Origin of the sequence: Corynebacterium sp. KPL2861, from assembly GCF_040225475.1 — a bacterium.
In the GTDB taxonomy this organism is placed as follows: Bacteria; Actinomycetota; Actinomycetes; order Mycobacteriales; family Mycobacteriaceae; genus Corynebacterium.
The window spans coordinates 20,320-39,607 of sequence record NZ_JBEHFW010000008.1 but is presented as its reverse complement, the minus strand read 5'-3'; the positions used below and the strand labels follow the sequence as shown (position 1 = coordinate 39,607).

The 19,288-nt window shown below is 60.2% G+C and carries 19 protein-coding genes; 11 read left to right on the top strand and 8 right to left on the bottom strand.

From position 1 onward, the window contains the following. The first annotated feature begins 12 nt into the window (after positions 1 to 12). From purL to ABRP84_RS07680, 5 genes are all read left to right on the top strand, one after another. On the top strand, positions 13 to 2,322 hold the full coding sequence (purL, locus tag ABRP84_RS07700) for a phosphoribosylformylglycinamidine synthase subunit PurL (protein WP_023023852.1): 2,310 nt from the start codon (positions 13 to 15) through the stop codon (positions 2,320 to 2,322). 145 nt (positions 2,323 to 2,467) lie between these two features. Continuing rightward, positions 2,468 to 3,751 carry a glycosyltransferase family 87 protein gene (locus tag ABRP84_RS07695; RefSeq protein ID WP_023023850.1) on the top strand — a complete coding sequence of 428 codons (1,284 nt, stop codon included), beginning with the start codon at positions 2,468 to 2,470 and terminating at the stop codon, positions 3,749 to 3,751. 105 nt (positions 3,752 to 3,856) lie between these two features. Next, positions 3,857 to 4,108, top strand: coding sequence for a hypothetical protein (locus tag ABRP84_RS07690; RefSeq protein WP_156904628.1), 252 nt, complete (start codon positions 3,857 to 3,859; stop codon positions 4,106 to 4,108). A gap of 156 nt (positions 4,109 to 4,264) precedes the next feature. Then, positions 4,265 to 4,990: a type IV toxin-antitoxin system AbiEi family antitoxin domain-containing protein gene (locus ABRP84_RS07685; RefSeq protein ID WP_023023847.1), complete on the top strand. Its 726-nt coding sequence runs from the start codon at positions 4,265 to 4,267 to the stop codon at positions 4,988 to 4,990. Positions 4,991 to 5,086: 96 nt separating this feature from the next. Then, positions 5,087 to 6,265 (top strand): alpha/beta hydrolase fold domain-containing protein, encoded by a 1,179-nt coding sequence (locus tag ABRP84_RS07680; protein ID WP_023023846.1) that lies wholly within the window; start codon positions 5,087 to 5,089, stop codon positions 6,263 to 6,265. A gap of 19 nt (positions 6,266 to 6,284) precedes the next feature. On the opposite strand, the gene ABRP84_RS07675 is transcribed toward ABRP84_RS07680, so the two are convergent. Beyond that, positions 6,285 to 7,271, bottom strand: coding sequence for a TDT family transporter (locus ABRP84_RS07675; protein WP_298693797.1), 987 nt, complete (start codon positions 7,269 to 7,271; stop codon positions 6,285 to 6,287). A 356-nt stretch (positions 7,272 to 7,627) separates the two neighbouring features. On the opposite strand from ABRP84_RS07675, the gene trhA reads away from it, so the two are divergent. Continuing rightward, entirely contained in the window at positions 7,628 to 8,287 is a 660-nt protein-coding gene (trhA, locus tag ABRP84_RS07670; RefSeq protein ID WP_232208563.1) for a PAQR family membrane homeostasis protein TrhA, read from the top strand. On the opposite strand, the gene ABRP84_RS07665 is transcribed toward trhA, so the two are convergent. The 3 genes from ABRP84_RS07665 to ABRP84_RS07655 all read right to left on the bottom strand — a co-directional run bounded on the left by ABRP84_RS07665 (position 8,284) and on the right by ABRP84_RS07655 (position 11,275). Beyond that, positions 8,284 to 8,907, bottom strand: coding sequence for a Panacea domain-containing protein (locus ABRP84_RS07665; protein WP_349853241.1), 624 nt, complete (start codon positions 8,905 to 8,907; stop codon positions 8,284 to 8,286). The two genes, trhA and ABRP84_RS07665, sit on opposite strands and share 4 nt — an antisense overlap. Positions 8,908 to 8,945: 38 nt before the next feature. Further along, entirely contained in the window at positions 8,946 to 10,175 is a 1,230-nt protein-coding gene (locus ABRP84_RS07660; protein ID WP_349853240.1) for an asparaginase, read from the bottom strand. Between the two features lie 89 nt (positions 10,176 to 10,264). After that, complete coding sequence (locus ABRP84_RS07655; protein WP_023023838.1) at positions 10,265 to 11,275, bottom strand: acyl-CoA thioesterase; 1,011 nt, start codon at positions 11,273 to 11,275, stop codon at positions 10,265 to 10,267. Positions 11,276 to 11,308: 33 nt separating this feature from the next. On the opposite strand from ABRP84_RS07655, the gene ABRP84_RS07650 reads away from it, so the two are divergent. Genes ABRP84_RS07650 through purM form a run of 3 tightly spaced genes read left to right on the top strand, consistent with a single transcriptional unit; the run spans position 11,309 to position 14,298 of the window. Next, positions 11,309 to 11,713 (top strand): sterol carrier family protein, encoded by a 405-nt coding sequence (locus tag ABRP84_RS07650; RefSeq protein WP_023023837.1) that lies wholly within the window; start codon positions 11,309 to 11,311, stop codon positions 11,711 to 11,713. Between the two features lie 10 nt (positions 11,714 to 11,723). Further along, positions 11,724 to 13,220 carry an amidophosphoribosyltransferase gene (gene purF / locus ABRP84_RS07645; protein ID WP_349853239.1) on the top strand — a complete coding sequence of 499 codons (1,497 nt, stop codon included), beginning with the start codon at positions 11,724 to 11,726 and terminating at the stop codon, positions 13,218 to 13,220. Positions 13,221 to 13,245: 25 nt separating this feature from the next. Then, a complete protein-coding gene (gene purM / locus ABRP84_RS07640) occupies positions 13,246 to 14,298 on the top strand; it encodes a phosphoribosylformylglycinamidine cyclo-ligase (protein WP_023023832.1) in 1,053 nt (350 codons plus the stop codon). A gap of 66 nt (positions 14,299 to 14,364) precedes the next feature. Here the strand turns inward: purM and ABRP84_RS07635 are convergent, their stop codons facing one another. Next, a complete protein-coding gene (locus ABRP84_RS07635) occupies positions 14,365 to 14,562 on the bottom strand; it encodes a DUF3073 domain-containing protein (RefSeq protein ID WP_023023830.1) in 198 nt (65 codons plus the stop codon). A 141-nt stretch (positions 14,563 to 14,703) separates the two neighbouring features. Continuing rightward, a complete protein-coding gene (gene ygfZ / locus ABRP84_RS07630; RefSeq protein WP_349853238.1) occupies positions 14,704 to 15,768 on the bottom strand; it encodes a CAF17-like 4Fe-4S cluster assembly/insertion protein YgfZ in 1,065 nt (354 codons plus the stop codon). A 30-nt stretch (positions 15,769 to 15,798) separates the two neighbouring features. On the opposite strand from ygfZ, the gene ABRP84_RS07625 reads away from it, so the two are divergent. Continuing rightward, positions 15,799 to 16,668 (top strand): aminodeoxychorismate lyase, encoded by an 870-nt coding sequence (locus tag ABRP84_RS07625; protein ID WP_349853237.1) that lies wholly within the window; start codon positions 15,799 to 15,801, stop codon positions 16,666 to 16,668. A gap of 6 nt (positions 16,669 to 16,674) precedes the next feature. On the opposite strand, the gene ABRP84_RS07620 is transcribed toward ABRP84_RS07625, so the two are convergent. After that, positions 16,675 to 17,370, bottom strand: a complete 696-nt coding sequence (locus ABRP84_RS07620) for a heme-binding beta-barrel domain-containing protein (RefSeq protein ID WP_349853236.1) — start codon at positions 17,368 to 17,370, stop codon at positions 16,675 to 16,677. 53 nt (positions 17,371 to 17,423) lie between these two features. Between ABRP84_RS07620 and ABRP84_RS07615 the strand changes: the two genes are divergently transcribed. Next, positions 17,424 to 18,461 carry a diacylglycerol/lipid kinase family protein gene (locus ABRP84_RS07615; RefSeq protein WP_156904627.1) on the top strand — a complete coding sequence of 346 codons (1,038 nt, stop codon included), beginning with the start codon at positions 17,424 to 17,426 and terminating at the stop codon, positions 18,459 to 18,461. On the opposite strand, the gene ABRP84_RS07610 is transcribed toward ABRP84_RS07615, so the two are convergent. Beyond that, complete coding sequence (locus ABRP84_RS07610) at positions 18,458 to 19,282, bottom strand: LmeA family phospholipid-binding protein (RefSeq protein WP_023023819.1); 825 nt, start codon at positions 19,280 to 19,282, stop codon at positions 18,458 to 18,460. The genes ABRP84_RS07615 and ABRP84_RS07610 overlap by 4 nt on opposite strands. Between the last annotated feature and the right edge of the window lie 6 nt (positions 19,283 to 19,288).

The following is a 19,288-nucleotide window of genomic DNA, read 5'->3' as shown; positions in this document are numbered from 1 at the left end:
GAGGCCACCTACATGACCGTTTCTAATGACACCGTAGACAAGGCGCAGTCCACCCCGGATGAGCAGCAGCCGTACGTTGAGCTCGGCCTGAAGGATGACGAATACCAGCGCATCCACGATATTCTGGGCCGGCGCCCCACCGACGCGGAGCTGACCATGTACTCCGTGATGTGGTCCGAGCACTGCTCCTATAAGTCTTCCAAGACGCACCTGCGCTACTTTGGTGAGACCATGACGGAGGAGATGGGGGAGAAGATCCTCGCCGGCATTGGTGAAAACGCCGGCGTGGTGGACATCGGCGATGGCAATGCGGTGACCTTCCGCGTGGAATCGCACAACCACCCCTCCTACGTGGAGCCCTACCAAGGCGCGGCCACCGGCGTGGGCGGCATCGTCCGCGACATCATGGCCATGGGTGCGCGCCCGATTGCCGTGATGGATCAGCTGCGCTTTGGGCCTGCCGATGCCCCCGATACCAAGCGCGTGCTACCCGGCGTCGTCTCCGGCGTGGGCGGCTACGGCAACTCCTTGGGCCTGCCCAATATTGGCGGAGAAACCGTCTTTGATGAAACCTATGCGGGAAACCCGCTGGTCAATGCCCTGTGTGTGGGCACGCTCAAGGTCGATGACCTCAAGCTCGCCTTCGCCTCCGGCACTGGCAATAAGGTCATGCTCTTCGGTTCCCGCACCGGCCTGGATGGCATCGGCGGCGTATCCGTGCTGGCCTCCGATACCTTTGAAGACGGCGCGGAGCGCAAGCTTCCTGCCGTGCAGGTGGGCGACCCCTTCGCGGAAAAGGTGCTTATCGAATGCTGCCTGGACCTCTACCACGCCGGTGTTGTGGTGGGCATCCAGGACTTGGGCGGCGCCGGCCTGGCGTGCGCCACCTCTGAGCTGGCCGCGTCCGGCGATGGCGGCATGGAGGTCAACCTCGATGCCGTGCCGCTGCGCGCGGAAAACATGACCGCCGCGGAAATCCTCGCCTCCGAGTCCCAGGAGCGCATGTGCGCCGTCGTGGCACCGGAAAACGTGGAGAAGTTCCGCGAAATCTGTGAGCACTGGGAGGTCACCTGTGCCGAAATCGGTGAGGTTAGTGAGGGTGACCACCTGGTCATTCGCCACCAGGGCGAGGTCGTGGTCGATGCGCCGGCTGGCACCATCGCGGATGAAGCGCCCGTCTACGAGCGCCCTTACGCCCGCCCCGAGTGGCAGGATGAGCTGCAGAAATACCAGGGCACGGACAAGCGCGGCCTGGTGGAATCCCTGCAGAAGCTCGTCTCTTCGCCTTCGCTGTGCTCGCGCGATTTCATCATGAATCAGTACGACCGCTACGTGCGCGGCAATACCGTCCAGTCCCATCACGCGGACGCGGGCGTGCTGCGCATCGATGAGGAGACCGGCCGCGGCGTCGCCGTTTCCGCCGATGCTTCTGGCCGCTACACCAAGCTGGACCCGAACATGGGCGCGCGCCTGGCCCTGGCGGAGGCCTACCGCAACGTCGCGGTCACCGGCGCCAAGCCCGTCGCGATTACCAATTGCCTGAACTACGGTTCGCCGGAAAACCCGGACGTGATGTGGCAATTCCGCGAATCCGTGCATGGGCTTGCCGATGCCGCCGTGGAACTGTCCATCCCCGTCTCCGGCGGCAACGTCTCCTTCTACAACCAGACCGGCTCCGAGCCCATCCTGCCCACCCCGGTCGTAGGCGTGCTTGGCGTTATCGACGATGTGCACCAGGCCATTGGCAATAACCTGGGCACCGTCAATGAGAAGGAAGTCCTCATCGCCTTGGGCGAGACCAAGGATGAGTTCGGCGGTTCCATCTGGCAGCTGGTGAGCGCCGAGGGCGCCGACAAGGACAACCTCAACGGCCTGCCACCCCAGGTGGACATGGCCAATGAGAAGCGCCTCGCGGACTTCTTCCACGGCAACGATCTGCTCACCGCCGCACACGATGTCTCCGAGGGTGGCCTTGCCGTCGCCGCCTTTGAGATGGCCAAGCGCGCCGGTGCGCTTGCCGATGCCGCCGGCCTCGGCCTCGACCTCGATCTCACCGCCGTGCACGAGGACGCCTTCACCGCGGCCTTCTCCGAGTCCGCTTCCCGCGCGCTCGTGGCCACCACCGCTGACCGCGCCGATAAGGTGCTTGCCCGTGCGGCAGAGCTCGGCATCCCCGCGGCCATCGTGGGCGAGACCACCGAAACCGGTGCCCTTACCCTGGGCGGCGAATCCGTGGCCATCTCCCAGCTGGTTGAGGCATGGTCTGCCACCTTGCCTGACCTCTTCGGTCACGCCGTGGGTGCCAACTCCGTTGTGGAGTAAGCCAGCCCCTGTCACCGCTTAGCTCAAGCCCGGCTTTGGCCGGGCTTGAGGAGCATTTAGACTATCTTCGGTGATCGGGGCCGTTGCCCAATGAGCATCGCCCTTTCTCTCTGTCTCGAATCGAAATTTTTATATTAGGAGTCCCATGAGCGCGCATTCCCGCCATCAAGCCTCCGCGCCCGCATCAACAGTGCTGCGGTGGTATCACCATTGTATTGGGTTGGTGTTTGGCCTCGTGGTTGCCGTAATTTCTGCCGGAAAACTGAATTACGGTGACTGGGGTGCGCTATGGATTGCTGGATTGCTCGTTCGCGATGGAAATCGGGAGCATTTATATAGAATCGATGAACGCGATTTCGCACTGCCACGTGGTGATGTGTGGTTAGACACCATCGCCCACTCTGATGTCACTGAGTTCCCGCACCCTTATGTTCACATCCCATTTCTCGCGGATGTGATGAGCTTGGTCGTGCGGGTCATGAGTTTTGATGTCTCCGTGATATTGCTCGCGATTGCTTCCGGTTGGGCGTTGGTGGTGCTGATAGTCTCCGCCTGGTTCTTGTGGTTTGAAGAAGAGATACCAACCATGGCCTTGCTTTTTGGAATCCTCTTGGGCTGGGCATCGGTAGCTTTTCAATCATCGTTGCTACTTGGCCAGACGAGCCCGCTGATTTTTGCGGGAGTTGCCTACGGCCTTGCTGCTGCTCGCGTGCACCCAGTGCGCGCGGGAATTGCACTAGGACTTGTATCTGCAGTGAAGCTAACCCCCATTATCCTCGTGCTCATCTGCGTGGTTTTCCCGCGGGCGCGCAAAACGGGAGTGGTAGCACTCGGGACAGGAGCCGTTGCTGTGCTCTACTCAATCGTCGTTTCTGGCTGGAACGTGTTTACCTCGTGGTGGGATACCCTTCAGGACATCAAGGCGGCAATAATGGTCGCTCCTGTCAACGGATCGATTGCTTCCCAATTGAGTACCAACCGCGTTGAAGATGACAGCATTCTTGTCACCATCGTCCATGATCCTTCACTGGCTGCCAGCCTTATTCCGCCTTTTGTAGCCCTGGCATTGATTGCGCTGGTTATTGTTACCGCTTTGCGGTCACAGGAGCCGTGGCGCATTGCTGCCGTCGGCATCTTTACGGTTCTTACGGCTACCGCCAATATCTTGTGGGACCATTACGTCTTGTGTGCCGTATTGCCACTGCTAGGCGTTCTGGCCCGCGGGCAGAATCGTATCATTTATGTTGTGCCGGTCTTGGGGCTCTTCTTCTTCCCACCACTGGCCAAGGCAGATTCTGATATGTGGTTGTCGTGGTCCTCGTTGATCGTCTTGGTGGGTTTTGTCATCGCACTGTGTATCGCGGAGCTAAGCCGGAAGGACGCCCTGCCTCTGCGGGACCGCCGCCTTTCCTTCAAAAAGGCGAGTTAGTAGGCGGCTTTTCTCCACTAAATCCGCCACCACGCACCTCCGGAACCGAGGACTTGAAGATCGTTGCCCGGCTGCTCTCCGCCCGATGATGGTGGCACCCACTCAGTGATGGTGTATGTCCGCGGCGGTCAGGCGGTGCTGAATGCGCTTGCCGATGCCGCCGGCCTCGGCCTCGATCTCTCCGCCGTGGACGAGGATGCCTCCATCGCGGCCATCGTGGGTGAGACTTCTGAAACCGAGGCGCTTTCCTTAGGCAGCGAATCCGTGGCCATCTCCCAGCTGGTTGAGGCATGGTTCTCCACCTTGCGTGAGCTCTTCGGCTACGCCGTCGTGGGCGCTAATTCTGTTGTGGGGTAAGCCGGCCTCTAGCATCGCCTAGCTCAAGCCTGGCTTTAAGCCGGGCTTTTTGCTTTCAAGCCTGTGCAACGTAGGTACTCAATCCGTCTTTACTTGTATCCCTCTGGTTGATACAAGTAAAGAAAGAGGCCAAGGGTAGAGGGGTTCGGTGCCGAAATGAAAGCTGTAGAAATTCTGGCGTGGCTAGAATCCTTAGCGGCAAATCAGTGGGGCATTATCACTACGGCTCAGGCTCAACGCGAAGGTATTTCTCGCCTCCACATAAATCGCTTGGCAGGGAGCGAGATCCTAACGCGCGCACGCAGAGGCATCTACCTTCTTCCCTCAGTTCAGCTTGGTCCATTAACGGATGTCAGGGAAGCTTGGATATCCCTTGAACCAAATCTATTTGCGGTAGAACGTATAGAAGCCGACAATAAGATCGTTGTGTCTCATGAGTCCGCAGCACTTATCCATAGCATTGGTGATTTGATTCCGAATACACAGACTTTCTCGGCTTCTTTGCGGAAACAAACCAGTCAGAATGATATCCACATTTATGACGATCGTGAAATAGGGGTCGGGGATATAGAAAATATCGACGGATTGCTCGTAACCTCAGTAGAAAAGACGGTGGAGGACCTGGCCTCCCAAATAATGGAATTCAATTATTTGGCGACTCTCGTCGTAGACTCCTTGCGAAAAGAAGGCGTTCGATTAAAGAGCTTGGCAAAGCGGCTTGAACCAGTGTCAGCAGCCTATGGATTCAATTCTGGTAACGATCTTTTGGCTGCGTGTTGGGAAGAAGCAGGGGCTGACGAAGATAATGAAGAGTTCCGAGATCGCTTCTTCATCAGCGCGGGCACTGGTGTGGAGACAAGGAGTTTTAGAGACTCTCGTTAGCCGCAGAGTGCAGTGAAACGGCATAGAAGAAAATGCGCCCACTGGAGCTGCAATCACCACCACGAATTCCCAGAAACGAGGACTAACGTTGCCGGTATGAAGATCGTTGCCCGGTTGCTGTCCGTCCCGCTTGCGCTTGTCGCTTTCCTCGCACTGTGGCTTGCGGTGGCGCCGTTTACGCCGCATATTCCCTATTGGGGCGCGGGTGCGCTCATCGGCCCGCAGTATGTCGGTCCGGTTGTTATCTTTTCCCTATTTCTCCTAGTCCTTGCGGTGCTAGGAAGGTTCGGCTCCCGCAGCTTCTACGTGCCAGGCGCGTTTGCGGCGGTTGCGTTCATTGCAGGCATAGCGCTTTTTGGGACGCAGATTCACGCCGCGAAGGAGCAGGGGACCGACGTAGATATTCGCGCTGCGTTGAGTTGGGCTGGTGTAGAAAGCACCGACGAGGGTCCTGATCACACGGTGGCCTACGATTCTTTCCACGGCGAGGACCTGGATATGGATATTTATAAGCCCAATGATGGCGGCACCCACCCCGTCATGATGTATGTCCACGGCGGCGGCTGGGATCAGATGAACAAGCACTCCCAGGCGTTCAATATGCGGCAGATGGCGCAACGCGGCTACCTCGTATTATCTATCGATTACACGCTGTCCAGCTGGGATCAGCCCACGTGGAAGGTGGCAGCGGGGCAGGTGGGATGCGCGATGAATTGGGCCCACGCCCACGCAGTGGATTATGACGGCGACCCGGAGCGCTTCTTTATGTACGGCGAATCCGCCGGCGGCCAGTTGGTGCTGAATGCGACTGCCGATGCCGCCGCGCACCCCAATCAGCTGCCTTCCGCCGATTGCCCCGGCACGCCGGCCGTTCCCCGCGCCGTGTATGTGGATTCACCGGCCCTCGATGTCCGCCACATCTATGATTCTGACGATCCCTATGCCGCGCAGGGCTCCCGCGATACCGTGCAGAAATACCTGGGTGGAACGCCGGAGGAATATCCAGACCGCGCGGATTTCGTTACCTCGGCTACGCACCTTACTTCGGACATGCCGCCCATCAAGATTGTCCGCAGTGACAACGATCGCCTCGTCCCGCCGGAAAGCTATGACGACTTTCGCCGCATAGCGCATGAAAAGAACATCGACCTGAGCGAGTACGTGCGCCCACACGCTGACCACGCATCCGCCCTCAGCGCCCATGGAGTGTGGAATCAGCACTTGCTCCAGGCGATGCCCCAATTCTTCGCCGAGCACGATCCGCAAGCTTCTTAGGCTCCCGAAACCCCTGGGGTTATGCGTGGCTTACTTGACTGACCTTGAAGTGCTCGGAAGCGGTTTTGACGGCTCCAAAAGCAGCCCAAGTGACGTGGAGGAGAAGCAAAACAAGCAAGGCGGCGCTGACAGTATCCATCCAGCCCAGGCCCCACGCCAGCGCCGCGGGCTGCGTGGACAGGGTGTGAGTGCCGAGGCAGCAGGTGCCCACGGGGAAGGTGCTGGCCCACCAGCTGGGGTTAAAAGACATTGGGGTGTTTCCAAGAGCGGTACCCCAATGCTTGGCGATGGCATAGACCGACAGCGGCACGCCGAAGCTCAGCATCACTACACCATAGATCATGGCGCGGAAATGCCATTGGTCACCGGCGAGTAGCTGTGCTGCCGCGGTGGACTGGCCGACCAACCCCAGTGGAATCCAAGCGGTGGCGGCGAAGTTAATGGGAACCTTGGGGAAAGTACGCCGGTAAACGAAGGCGAATATCGGCATTCCCGTAACCCAAGCCAAGACGAAGCAGAACACGCCGATGCCGTGGATGACCGAGCTCCACTCGCCAGCGTGCGTTGCCAGCTGTGCCGAAGCAGTGGCGGAAACCATAGGTGCCACCAGCGGAAGCCCTAAGGCAAAGGCGGGATTAGTGGGATGATTGAAGAGAAGATACTTTACATACTTTAAGCAGGTAATCACGCTGAGGACGGTTCCCACGGCCCAACACACAGCGTGAATTGACCAGGCATCAAAGATGAGGGAGTAGGCGCTGCCCAAGGCAAGGATGCCCATGGAAACCATGCCCCATGCAGGCATGTCGTCGGAATGAAAACCTGGATTTCGGTACTTAATGAATCCCGCCGTGAGCGCCAAGAAGACAAGAGTCGCCACGCCGAGCATGATTTCGGCAGGGAGGCGCCCAATCACCGGGCTTAAGTGCGTATCGATGAGGGATGAGGAGATCGATAGTCCCATGAGTGCTCCCGCCCAGGCAGGCCCTAGCGGAGGAATTTTCATGTCATTCCGAACTTTTAACATTTCAGGTTATTTGCTTCCTCATGCTCGTGGGAGACTGCGCAATCCGAACGGAATTCCAATGAATAAATATACTCCTACAAGGGTCGATGATGGAGATCGGGCTTTACCCATGCGTTAATGGAAACCATGTGGCTCGTAGATGGGATGGATTCTGGCGAAGAGGATTAGATTCTCCTTTTCCTTGAAGCTCTTTACTCCCCTCAGTAGACTTACGGTAACGTAACTTAGCTCTGGTGGGAGAAAGAAGTATCGCTGTGGCTCAGATACATGCTGAAGGAACAAAAGAGGCGGGGGAGCATCCCTTGAAAGAAGGCTTGGTACAGCGCACCTATTGGATGGCGGATCGCGGCGAGCGGCCGCTGACCCGTGGATGGGGTCATGCGCTGGCGGCGTTGCTATCGGTGATCGCCTCCACCGTTCTCATCACGTATGCGTGGATGACGCTGCACTGGTGGCAGGGTCTAGGCGTTACCGTCTATGGCCTAGGATTGGTAGGGCTTTTTGGCGTCTCGGCGCTGTACCACCGCTATCCGTGGCCTAGCCCCCGAGCGGTGCAATGGTGGCGGCGGGCGGACCACGCCACGATTGCGGTATTCATTGCCGCCACATACACCCCGTTGTGTTTGATTGCGTTATCCCCAGCGCAGGCAGCATGGATGCTCGCCATTGCGTGGGCGGGCGCGATCTTGGGCGTGATTTTGAATCTAGTGTGGATTGAGCACCCGCGGTGGCTCGATGTTGTGGTGTACCTAGCGCTGGGCTGGTTGGTGCTGCCGCTACTACCCACGCTGTGGAGCGATGCCGGCGCAGCAGTGGTCTGGCTACTACTGGCCGGCGGGGTGGTTTACTCCGTAGGTGCGCTGGTCTATGGCTTTAAGTGGCCTGGGCGCAATGCGCGCTACTACGGCTATCACGAGCACTTCCACACGGCGACCATCGCGGCAGCGGTGGTGCACCTCGTGGCGGTATGGCAAGTGGTCGTTGGCGCTGCCTAGACCGTAATTGCCGTGTTATTGAACAGGGCGGCATGCGCCAGGATGATCAATTCTTGCCGCAAATCCGTCTGGTTAACGGTCAGCGAGAATCCGGAAACCTCCCACCAGTCTTGTTCGATTTCCTTGGCCTGTGGTGTGGCTAAAACTTCATCCACATCCCCGTCGAGGTCAACATTAGGCAAAAGAACTTCTGCTGGTTGTAGCGGAGGTCGCGGGGTGGGCTCGCCGGAGATCATCGCCTGGGAGAACTCTTGGAGGAGCTCGTTCCAGGCAAGGCCATGACTCAAGTCAGAAAGCCGGGTCGATTCAACTCCGCCGTAAAACGCGATGATGCTATCTACGACCTCGCGTTCGTATGCGCTGAGATTGTCGGACAGGCCACCGGGAACATAGGGGACCGGCCAGGGCTCTTTGGTCCCTGCTACCTGCCAGGTTTGAGTGCGCAGTTCGCGGGAAACAGGGCCATGTCGCCACGCTTGAAACTCCGCCTGGAATAATGGGCGACCCGTCCACGCCAGATGCCAGCCTTGGGAGAAGTAGCACAGCTTGTACAGCTTGAGCTTGTCCACATTGGGAATGCGCTCAGTAATGTACTGTCCAACGTCGAAAATTTCTGCCATGCTCTCCTCCTTTCAGTGTCGCGCTAAAGTATACGGCCTCATTCTGCAGTGGGAAAGAGCTTCTGTGCATCCGTTCCCGTGGCAACTGCGGCTGCGAGCAGCATGCGGGCTTGGGGTGCGCGGAGGTTGCCGGAGGGGATGACGCCGGCATCGGCAAGCGTGGCACCGCCACCGGCGCCGCCGTAGATGCCCTCAACGGGCCCGTGATCCACGCGGGTAGTAAGCACGACGGGAACGGACTTGGCGGCTTCCATGGCGGCATTAGCCAGATCGGGGCCGATATTTCCTGAACCCATGCCTTCAATGACGATGGCCTGTGCGCCCTTGGCCAAGGATTGCTCGATGAGATCCGCTGGGGCGCCGGGGTAGGCGGCGATGATGTCCACGCGGACATCGCCAAGCGGAGCGTACTTCAGCGGATCGGGGCGTTCTGGGAATTTCTCCTGGCTGTTGGTAGCAAAGCCATCGGCCTTTTCCGTATCAGATTTGAACGCGCCGCGGGCGGGGATAACCTTGCCGCCAAAGGCGATGAATGCGCCGTGGCCGGCATAGTCCGGGTTGGTGACAGTCTCTACCGCGGTAGCGAGGTTTTCTGGGCCGTCTGGATCATCGTCATCGAACGGGCGCATTGCGCCGGTGAGTACGACGGGCTTATCGCTGTCGTAGAAAGTATCGAGCGCAATGGCGGTTTCTTCCATGGAATCGGTGCCGTGGGTGACGATTACGCCATCGACGTCATCGCGCTCTAGCTGCTCGTGTACGGCGGTGATGATTTTATCGGTATCGGCCAAGGTCATCGCGGAAGAATCCAGGTTGGCAATGTCTTTGACCTCAAGTTCCAACTTGTCTTTGTTGAACTCGGAGTACAGCGGGTCCACCAAGTCAGAGCCCTTGACGGTGGGCACCACCGCGCCCTTGTCATCGTGGGTGCTGGCGATGGTGCCGCCGGTAGAAAGCACCACCACATGCCCCTCGATTTCGGAGCGCTGCTTGGCGTGGGAGCCGCTTGATTTGGTGGAAGTGGTGGAAGAGCTTGTGGCGGAGCTGCTGGCGCTGCTGGAGCTGGTAGCGGAACTAGAACTCGATGCCGTGGAAGATGCTTCTGAGGTCTTTTCCGCGGAGGTAGAAGAAGAGGTAGTCGTCGGCGTAGCCGAAGCCTCATCTTTATCCTCCTGGTTGGCCGGGTTCTGGCAGGAGGCCAGCAGCAGTGCGGAGGCAACTAAAGCGGCGGAGTACTGCACCTTGCGGCGCAGGCGTGGGTTAGACATATCAACTCATTTCTCTAGCGTGGTCTCTGTAACCAATTTAATACCACGCTGGTGCGCGGGCGCCGCGCAAAAGAAAATGTGCTGAAAAATTAATCCACGTGCTGGTAGTGCGGTGCCACGATGAGCGGCTTCGGGGAATATTCGCCGCGCAGCTCGCGCAAGATATTGGCGTGCTCGGCTAAGCGGATATCTTCTTCCGTCTGTGGGGTAAAGGTGCGCGCGGTCAGCGGCTGCCCGTCGCGGTCCAGGGCAATATAGGCCACGGTGGCGTGAATGGCGGTGTTGAGGTTATCGCGGCCGCCGCGGGGATCGCCGGCGCGGACGTGGATGGACATCTGCATGGAGCGGCGGTCCGTGCGCATCATGCGGGCATCGACCTCAATGAGATCGCCGATGGAAATGGGCTTATAAAAGCGGATGCCACCGGCATAGACGGCGACGGTGCGCTCGCCGGACCACTCCATGGTGCAGGCGGTGCCGGCCTCGTCGATCCACTGCATCGCGGTGCCGCCATGCACCTTGCCGCCCCAGTTGACGTCGGTGGGCTTGGCCAAAAAGCGGTTGACCATGCGCGGGGCATCGGAAGGCCCATCGTAGGTCTGCTTATCCATCTCGAGCTCGATGGCCTTGCGCAGCTCGATGCGGGATTTCGCGGCCTCGGCCACGCGCAGGTGCTCATCGGTATCGGGCACGAAGGTGGGCACCGGGGTGGTCTTATCGCTTTCGGGGTCCTTGGCCACGAAGATGACTAGGCAATCGCAAGCGCGGGTGAAAATGCCCTCGCGGGGATCAGCAGACAGCACTTCGTTGATGATGTGCATGGAGGACCGGCCGGTCATCGCGATGCGCGAGCGCACCTCCACGATGTGCCCGGAGGGAATGGGCCGGGTGAAGTGGATATGGCCCACATAGGCGGTCACGCAGTACTGCCCGGACCACTGCACGGCGCAGGCGTAGGCGGCCTTATCGATCCACTCCAGCACGCGCCCGCCATTGATGCCGGGGGCGCCGGCCATGGTGACATCGGTTGGCGATGCCATAAAGCGCAGCGTCAGGGTAGGGGACTTTTGGGTTTCCGCAGCAGCGTCAGTAGGTGACATAAACAATAAGATAACAGTAGCTATGCTGTGGCTATGCCTAAACCCGTAGATCCCGCCGCCACGCGCGCGGCCGTCATCGCCATCAAGGACTGGATTCAGGACCCGGACGGGCAACAAAAGCCAGGCAGGGCCCTGCTTGCCGATGCCGTCCGTCGCACCGCCCGCACCCTCGAGGCCGACGCGCCGGGGCATTCGGTGGAGCTGCGCGTACCCCCATTTGTTGCGGTGCAGTGCATTGAAGGCCCCCGTCACACGCGCGGCACCCCACCCAATGTGGTGGAAATGGATGCGGAGACCTGGCTGCGTTTGGCCACCGGTGTCACGGACTGGGACGAGGTCAAAAACACAGGTCGCGTTGATGCTTCCGGGTCGCGTTCAGGGGAGATTGCACAGTGGCTGCCGATTATTCCGTTAGTTTTCGACGGCCCAACGCGCTAATATAAACGCCGTGGTAGAAGTACATACTCCTAGTATCACTGACCTTGACGATCGTAACGAGGAGGAACCCCGCGAAGAGTGTGGCGTCTTTGGCGTCTGGGCTCCCGGGGAGGAAGTCTCCAAACTTACCTACTTTGGCCTTTTTGCTCTCCAGCACCGCGGCCAAGAAGCCGTCGGCATTGCGGTGGGCGATGATGACCGCATCGTCGTCTTCAAAGACATGGGCCTAGTGGCCAATATTTTCGATGAATCGACCCTTTCTGCCTTAAACGGCAATGTGGCGGTGGGCCATACGCGCTATTCCACGGCCGGTGGCAAGGAATGGTCCAACGTGCAGCCAATGTTTTCCACCTCCTCTACGGGCGTGGATATTGCCTTGGGCCACAACGGCAACCTGGTCAATTACCTCGAGCTGCGCGCAGAGGCCGTCGAGCGCGGCCTGATTAAGCCGCACGAGGAATCGGTTTCTGACTCGATGTGCTTGTCCATGCTGCTTGCCGATGGCGTCGATGACACCACCTCCGTCTTCGACTCCGCCCGCGAGCTCCTGCCGCGGGTGAAGGGCGCATTCTGCTTGACCTTTACCGATGGCCACACCATGTACGCCGCGCGCGACCCGCAAGGCGTGCGCCCGCTGGTGCTGGGCCGACTGGCCAAGGGCTGGGTCGTTGCCTCCGAAACCTGCGCGTTGGATATCTGTGGCGCGCAATTTATTCGCGAAATCGAGCCGGGCGAGCTCGTCGCCATCGATGAGGCGGGCATCCGCTCTGAAAACTTCGCGCCCGTCAAGCGCAGCGGCTGCGTTTTCGAGTACGTGTACTTGGCCCGCCCGGATAGCGATATCAAGGGCCGCTCCGTCAACGCCTCCCGCGTGGAGATCGGCCGCCGCCTGGCCCGCGAATACCCGGTTGAGGATGCAGACCTGGTCATCCCCGTACCGGAATCCGGCAACCCGGCCGCGGTGGGCTACGCCCGCGAATCCGGCATCACCTTCGCCCACGGCTTGGTGAAAAACGCGTATGTGGGCCGCACCTTTATTCAGCCCACGCAGACCCTGCGCCAGCTGGGTATCCGGCTAAAGCTCAACCCGTTGCGCGAGGTCATCGACGGCAAAAAGCTCGTCGTGGTGGATGATTCCATCGTGCGAGGCAATACCCAGCACGCGCTTATCCGCATGCTGCGCGAGGCCGGCGCCGCCGAGGTCCACGTGCGGATTGCCTCCCCGCCGGTGAAGTGGCCGTGCTTTTACGGCATCGACTTCGCTTCGCCCGGCGAGCTCATTGCCAACGCCAGTCCGTCCGATGACCCGGAAGAGATTTGCTCCACCATCTGCGAGACCATCGGCGCTGACTCTTTGGGCTTTGTCTCCATCGATGAAATGGTCGCCGCCACAGAGCAGCCTCGCTCCGAGCTGTGCACTGCCTGCTTCTCCGGCGATTACCCCCTTGGCCTTCCCGCCGGAAACCCCAATGCCGATGCCGTGCGCACCCTGCTCGGAACCCAATAAAAACACTTAAGGAACTTTCAAAAACATGAGTGACAACACCTACGCCGCAGCCGGCGTCAATATCGAAGAAGGCGACCGCGCGGTAAGCCTATTTGCCCCACACGCCAAGCGCGCCACCCGCCCGGAGGTCATGGGCGGCCTCGGCGGCTTTGCGGGGCTCTTCAAGCTGGGCGATTACAAGGAACCCATCCTCGCCGCTGGCTCCGATGGCGTGGGCACCAAGCTCGCCGTTGCGCAGGCCATGGATAAGCACGACACCATCGGCATCGATCTGGTGGCCATGTGCGTCGATGACCTAGTCGTCTGCGGCGCCGAGCCACTATTCCTGCAGGACTACATCGCCGTGGGCAAGGTCGTGCCGGAAAAGGTAGCCGAGGTAGTTAAGGGCATTGCCGAGGGCTGCGTGCAGGCAGGCGCTGCGCTGCTCGGCGGCGAGACCGCCGAACACCCAGGCATGATGGGGGAGAACGAATACGACGTCTCCGCTACCGCCGTCGGCGTGGTTGAGGCCGATGGCGTGTTGGGCCCAGACAACGTGCGCGAGGGCGATGTACTCATCGCCATGGGCTCGTCTGGGCTGCACTCCAATGGCTACTCGCTCGCGCGCCACGTCTTGCTGGAGCAGGCGGGCATGCCGCTAGACGGGTACGTGGAAGAGCTCGGCCGCCCGCTAGGGGAGGAGCTTTTGGAACCCACTCGCATCTACGCCAAGGAATGCTTGGCGCTGGCGCAGGAATGCTCCGTATCCACCTTCTGCCACGTCACCGGCGGCGGGTTGGCCGGCAATCTGGAGCGCGTTATTCCAGAGGGCCTGAGCGCTGAGGTCAACCGCTCCACGTGGAATCCGGGCCAGATCTTTAAGCTCATCTCGTCCATGGGCAAGGTCGAGCTGGCGGAGATGGAAAAGACCTTCAACATGGGCGTGGGCATGATTGCCGTGGTCAATCCGGAGGACCGTGACCGCGCCTTGGCCATGCTCACCGCCCGCCACATCGACGCGTGGGAGCTGGGCAGCGTCCGCGAAGCAGACGGCGAAGAACCGCGCGTTATCATGCAGGGCGAACACTCAAACTTCTAGGTACAAGAGGAAGGCCTTAGGTTAAAAACCTAAGGCCTTTTGTGGATTTATCCGGCGAGCGGAAGATTAGCGCTCGTCGTCGTTGTCCTCATCCCATTCGTCGACATACTCGGCGTAGGGATCATCCTCTTCGTAGTCGTGGGAGTCACCCTCCTGCTGAGCAGCGAGTTCCCGCTGAAGGGACTCGATATCCATCTCGGGTGAGTTGTACTTGAGCTGGCGTGCAACTTTGGTCTGCTTTGCCTTAGCGCGTCCGCGTCCCATGTGCATGACCCCCTTGGGCTAGTAGGGCGCTCCAGGGATTCTTGGGCGCCCCATCGGCTTGTCAATTGTGTATCTTCCTGTAAGACACAATAGCGCGTGTGACGAAAAAATTCCGCACCGGCCCCCCGATGAGTGGAAAATCTACCGCCCGCGCAGCCGGTTTACCGCCTCGCGCCCGGCCTTGGGGCCCTCATCTTCGGGGATGGAGGATGCATCAATCGACGCCGCGGTATCGCCGATTTCCAATGTGCCTGCATCCAGCGCAGAACGCTTTACTAGACCCAAGGCGATGGGGCCGAAGTCGCAGTCATCCACGATGGTTCCAATGCGACCTACCTTACGGCCATTAAAAGTAATGTCATCGCCCACATTCGGCCTCTCCGGCGCGGATCCGTCCAAGTGGAGGAGCACCAAGAGGCGAGGAGAGCGGCCCAGGTTCTCCACGCGGGCCACGGTTTCCTGGCCGCGGTAGCAGCCCTTATTCAGGTGTACGTGGGCGGGGTTAGCATCGCTGCGGCTAATCCACTGCGGAACCTCGTGCGGGATGGATTTCTTATCCAAATCTGCGGCGAGCTCCGGCTCGCGGGCGCGCACGCGCTCGGCGGTAAAGGCCATGAGGCCGGCCAAGCGTGCGCCTTCTGCCTCTAGGGCAGCCATGGATTCCACCAACTGTTCGCGCGGAATGCCCAGGTCAATGCGCTTAATACCCGGCCACTGCACCTCGCGGGAAAAAACCACGGTGGGTGGGGTGGGAATATCGGTCTCACCCAGCAAAGTCACGATGGCGATGTCTGCTTCCTCGACCGTGACCTCGGACCAAAAGACCATCTTGGTGAAAAAATCTTGGGCGGACTCGAACTGCGCGGCGGGCAGATCGAGGTAGAAGTCCTCGCCCGCGCGGGTGATATCCATGTGGTGCAAAATGTGGCCTTGGATATCCAGGTCGAGGGCGCCGGCGGAGAAGCCGGAGGGGGCATCGTCAAGCTTCTGCGAGAGCAGGTTATTGAGAAAGCCCGGTGCATCCGTACCGCTTACGCGCAGCACGCGGCGCTGCGAGCGGTCGATGGCGATGGTTCCGGTCTCGGCCGCACGCTGTTCCCCGAGGGGATTGCCATAGTGCCAGGCCACACCTTGGGCATCGAGTACAGTCGCGTCCTGGTGCTCGGCGGCACCGGCGCGTTGAAGAAGTGGCGAAGAATAACTCACATCTACCGATGGTAGGGCATAATCGAGCGTATGAAACCCTCCCCGCGAAAAGAGCCGGTCATCTACGTCGTGGAACCTTTTGGTGGGTCGGTGCGCAAGCATTCGCCCTCCCTGCCGCTGGTCTATGCCGATGACGCCGCCGTGACCCGCGGCGATGGCATCTTTGAATCGCTTTTGGTTCGCGGCGGTAAGGCGGCCAACCTTGCCCGCCACGCGCAGCGCTTCCGCGATTCGGCGCGGGCGCTCGACTTACCGGAGCCGCCGATGGATAAGTGGGAAGAGGCGACCCGGCTGGCGATTGCGGATTATTGCGGCGCCGATGCCGAGCTTCCCGATGCCAAATGCACCTGGACCTATACCCGTGGCAGGTCCTCGACCGGCGTGCCCACCGCGTGGGTGACGGTGCAGCCGCTTGGCGATGTCCCCCTGCGCCAACGCTCCACCGGCGTCACCGTTATGACGAGCCCGCGCCTGTGGCACGTGGCCGAAGAGCTACCGGCCAAGACGCTCAACTACGCCGCGACGATGGCGATGCTGCGCATGGCCAAGGACAAGGGTTATGACGATCTCATCCTGACGGATCCAGATACCGGTGAAATCTTAGAGGGCGCTACCTCCACCGTGGTGGCGGTGCGGGGAAAGAAGCTGCGAACCGCCGCCGGCCGTGGGATTTTGCCCGGCACCACGCAGGCAGCGCTCTTTGACTATGCCCAGGATCATGGCTACCGCTGCAAGGCCAAGCCGCTGACGGTGGAGTACCTGGAAAAGTCCGATTCGGTGTGGCTGGTCTCGTCCGTGCGCGTGGCGGTGCGGGTGACCAAGCTGAATGAGAAAACGTTAAAAGCCCCGGATAACGAGGAAGAAATCCGGGGGCTTATCGATGCCGCGCTAGGAGCGTAGCTAGCTCTAGCCGGCGATGCGGGTGAGCTCGGCAGACATGTAGGGGCGCATCTCGCCATCGACCATGCGCTCATCTACCCAGCCCAGATTGTTATTGGGCATGAGGCCGTACATGCGCTTGCCGGGGCCTTGGTTCTTGGGGCCGGTCTCGGTGACCATGGTGGAAGCGGATTCGAGCTGCCAAGCGCGCTCGTTGAAAGGCTCGCCGTAGAAGATTTCCACGATGCCGGTAGAAGAGGTGTAGGTGACTTCGATTTCATCCTTGGTGGAGATGCGCCAGAAACCGGTCTCGCGGGTAGATGGGCCCTGCGGCTTGCCCTCGGTATCGATCTTCCAGGTGCGCGAGCTAAAGGTCAGGTAATTCTCGCCGTCGTGGGCGACGACCAGCTGCTGGCCAAAGGTGTATTCGCTGCCATCGGTGTCGTGGGCTTGGCCCTCGCCCTGCCAGACGCCGACGAGGGGGAGGAGTCCTAGCAATCCATCGTGCAGCGACGGGCCCTGGCGCAGGTTGGCGGTATCGGCGGGAACGGGGGCATCGCCAAGCTCGATGGCGGGGATATTGTGGCTGGCCGCATCCTTCCACTGCTCGGCGGCCTGATTGACCGCATCATTGCCATTGAGCGCGCCGGAGGTGTTTTCCGGGTGGGACGCAGCGGCGGTCTCGACGTTCGGGGTATTGGTATTCTCGTTATTTTCGCTCATGGGCGTCCAGCCTAGTCGTGCCGGGGGTGCTTTAACTACTAGACTGGTCCGTTGTGCATGCGCTGATGATTTCCAATCCCAATTCGACCTCGCAATCCAACGGGCTCTTTCGCCAGATCGTGCCCGCCCTGCGGGCCGTAGAAGGCATGCACCTATTGGTGAAATTCACCCATTACCCAGGGCATGCAGAAGACATCGTTCGGGGGATAACCAGGGATGATTATGATGTCATCATTGCCGTGGGCGGCGATGGCACCGTCAACGAGATTGTCAATGGCCTGCTGGGCCCAGCCGGTGAAGATATCCCCAGCCCGCACGAGGTGCCGGCGCTCGCCGTCATCCCCACCGGGTCCGCGAATGTCTTCGTCCGTGCCCTCGGCTTTCCCAATACGCCGGTCGAGGCCACCCACGTTTTGGCCCGCATGCTAGAGCGCGATCTGCGCCGCACCATTTACCTGGGCACCTGGAACGAACGCTGGTTTGCCGTCAACGCCGGTTTTGGCATGGATGCGGACGTCCTCGCGCGCGTGGACCGCGCCCGTGAACAAGGCTTTTCCGCCACCCCGCTGCGCTACCTCAACGTGGCCATTCGGGCTTGGTTGCGGGCTCGCCGCAACCCGCCACAGATCACGGTGCACGCGGAATCCCGCTTGGGGCAGACGCTTCATAAGAAGGATTTCCCACTCTTGTTTACGTCTAATACCAACCCCTGGACTTTCTTGGGCCCCTTGCCGGTGGTGACCAACCCGCGCAATTCCTTTGATGAGGGGCTGGCGCTTTTCGGCCTAGAAAAGCTCAGTGGCGTGCGTGGGGTCATCGGCCTGCTGCACCTCTTTGGTGCCGATAAGCACGGCTGGCTCAAGCGGCTGGTGAAGGAGAAGACCCTAGGCTTTGATGATGCCAAGCGCGTCGAACTCGATTGCCACTCCCCGCAGCGCTTCCAGGCCGATGGCGAATCCGAGGGGACCTTCCGCCACGTGACGCTGACCTCTGTGGCCGATGCCATCGAGGTCTACGCGCCGCAAGACAGGCGGCAGGTGGCCCAGCGCTCCGTGCAGGAAGTGCTGCGGGACTTTATTCGCCTTCGTTAGGATTCGTCCTCATCTGGGGCAGGACCTACCTTATTGGCGGTATCGGCCGCCTTCTTTTCGGCCTCTTCAACGGCCCGTTGCTCCGAACCCTCGATTTCCAGCGGGGATAGCTGAGCCATCTGGACCTTGATATTGCGGCGCTGGACCTCAAAGTAAAGGGTTCCGCCCTGCAGCCTTACCATCGTGGCCTGCGCCGGCAGCGGGAGCTCGCGCGTATCGAAGTTGAGGGAAAACGCCTCCTTGAGGCGCGGATCATCGGTGCCGTAGACCTCCATGCGAAACTCCGGGCCCACTAGCCGCAGCGTGACCATCGCGGTGGACTTTTCCTTATCGCCGGGCAGGGTGCCGGTAAGCTCTGCCTCGGCAGAAACGCCGCCGGAGGGCGAAATATCATCCGGGTTGGCAATGGAGAGATCGGTAATGCCCAGAAGGCGCCCTAACGCCACGCCGTCCAGGGAAATGCCGCGCGAATATGTGGATACGGGCGCGCCTTCAATATCGCCGTTTACTACCTGCTCAGGGGTAACGGTGATATCGCGCAGCACGGTCGAGGCATTGACCATGCCCAGCTTGGGAACCTCCACGTCGAGCGCCTTGACCTGCAAGTAGGGGATTTCTTTAGAGCCTGCCGCCAACAGGTACGGGGTGCCGCCGATATACACCTGGGGGGAGTTTTCCAGCCGCGAGTTCTCCTTTACCTCCTGGGCAATCTTGTGCTCAGAATGCATGGCCACGCAGGCATCGGCCACCCATGCGGCAAAGACCACGCCCACCAGGATGAGGACGTGGACAATGCGCCGGTCGACTTTGACTACACTCACGCCTTC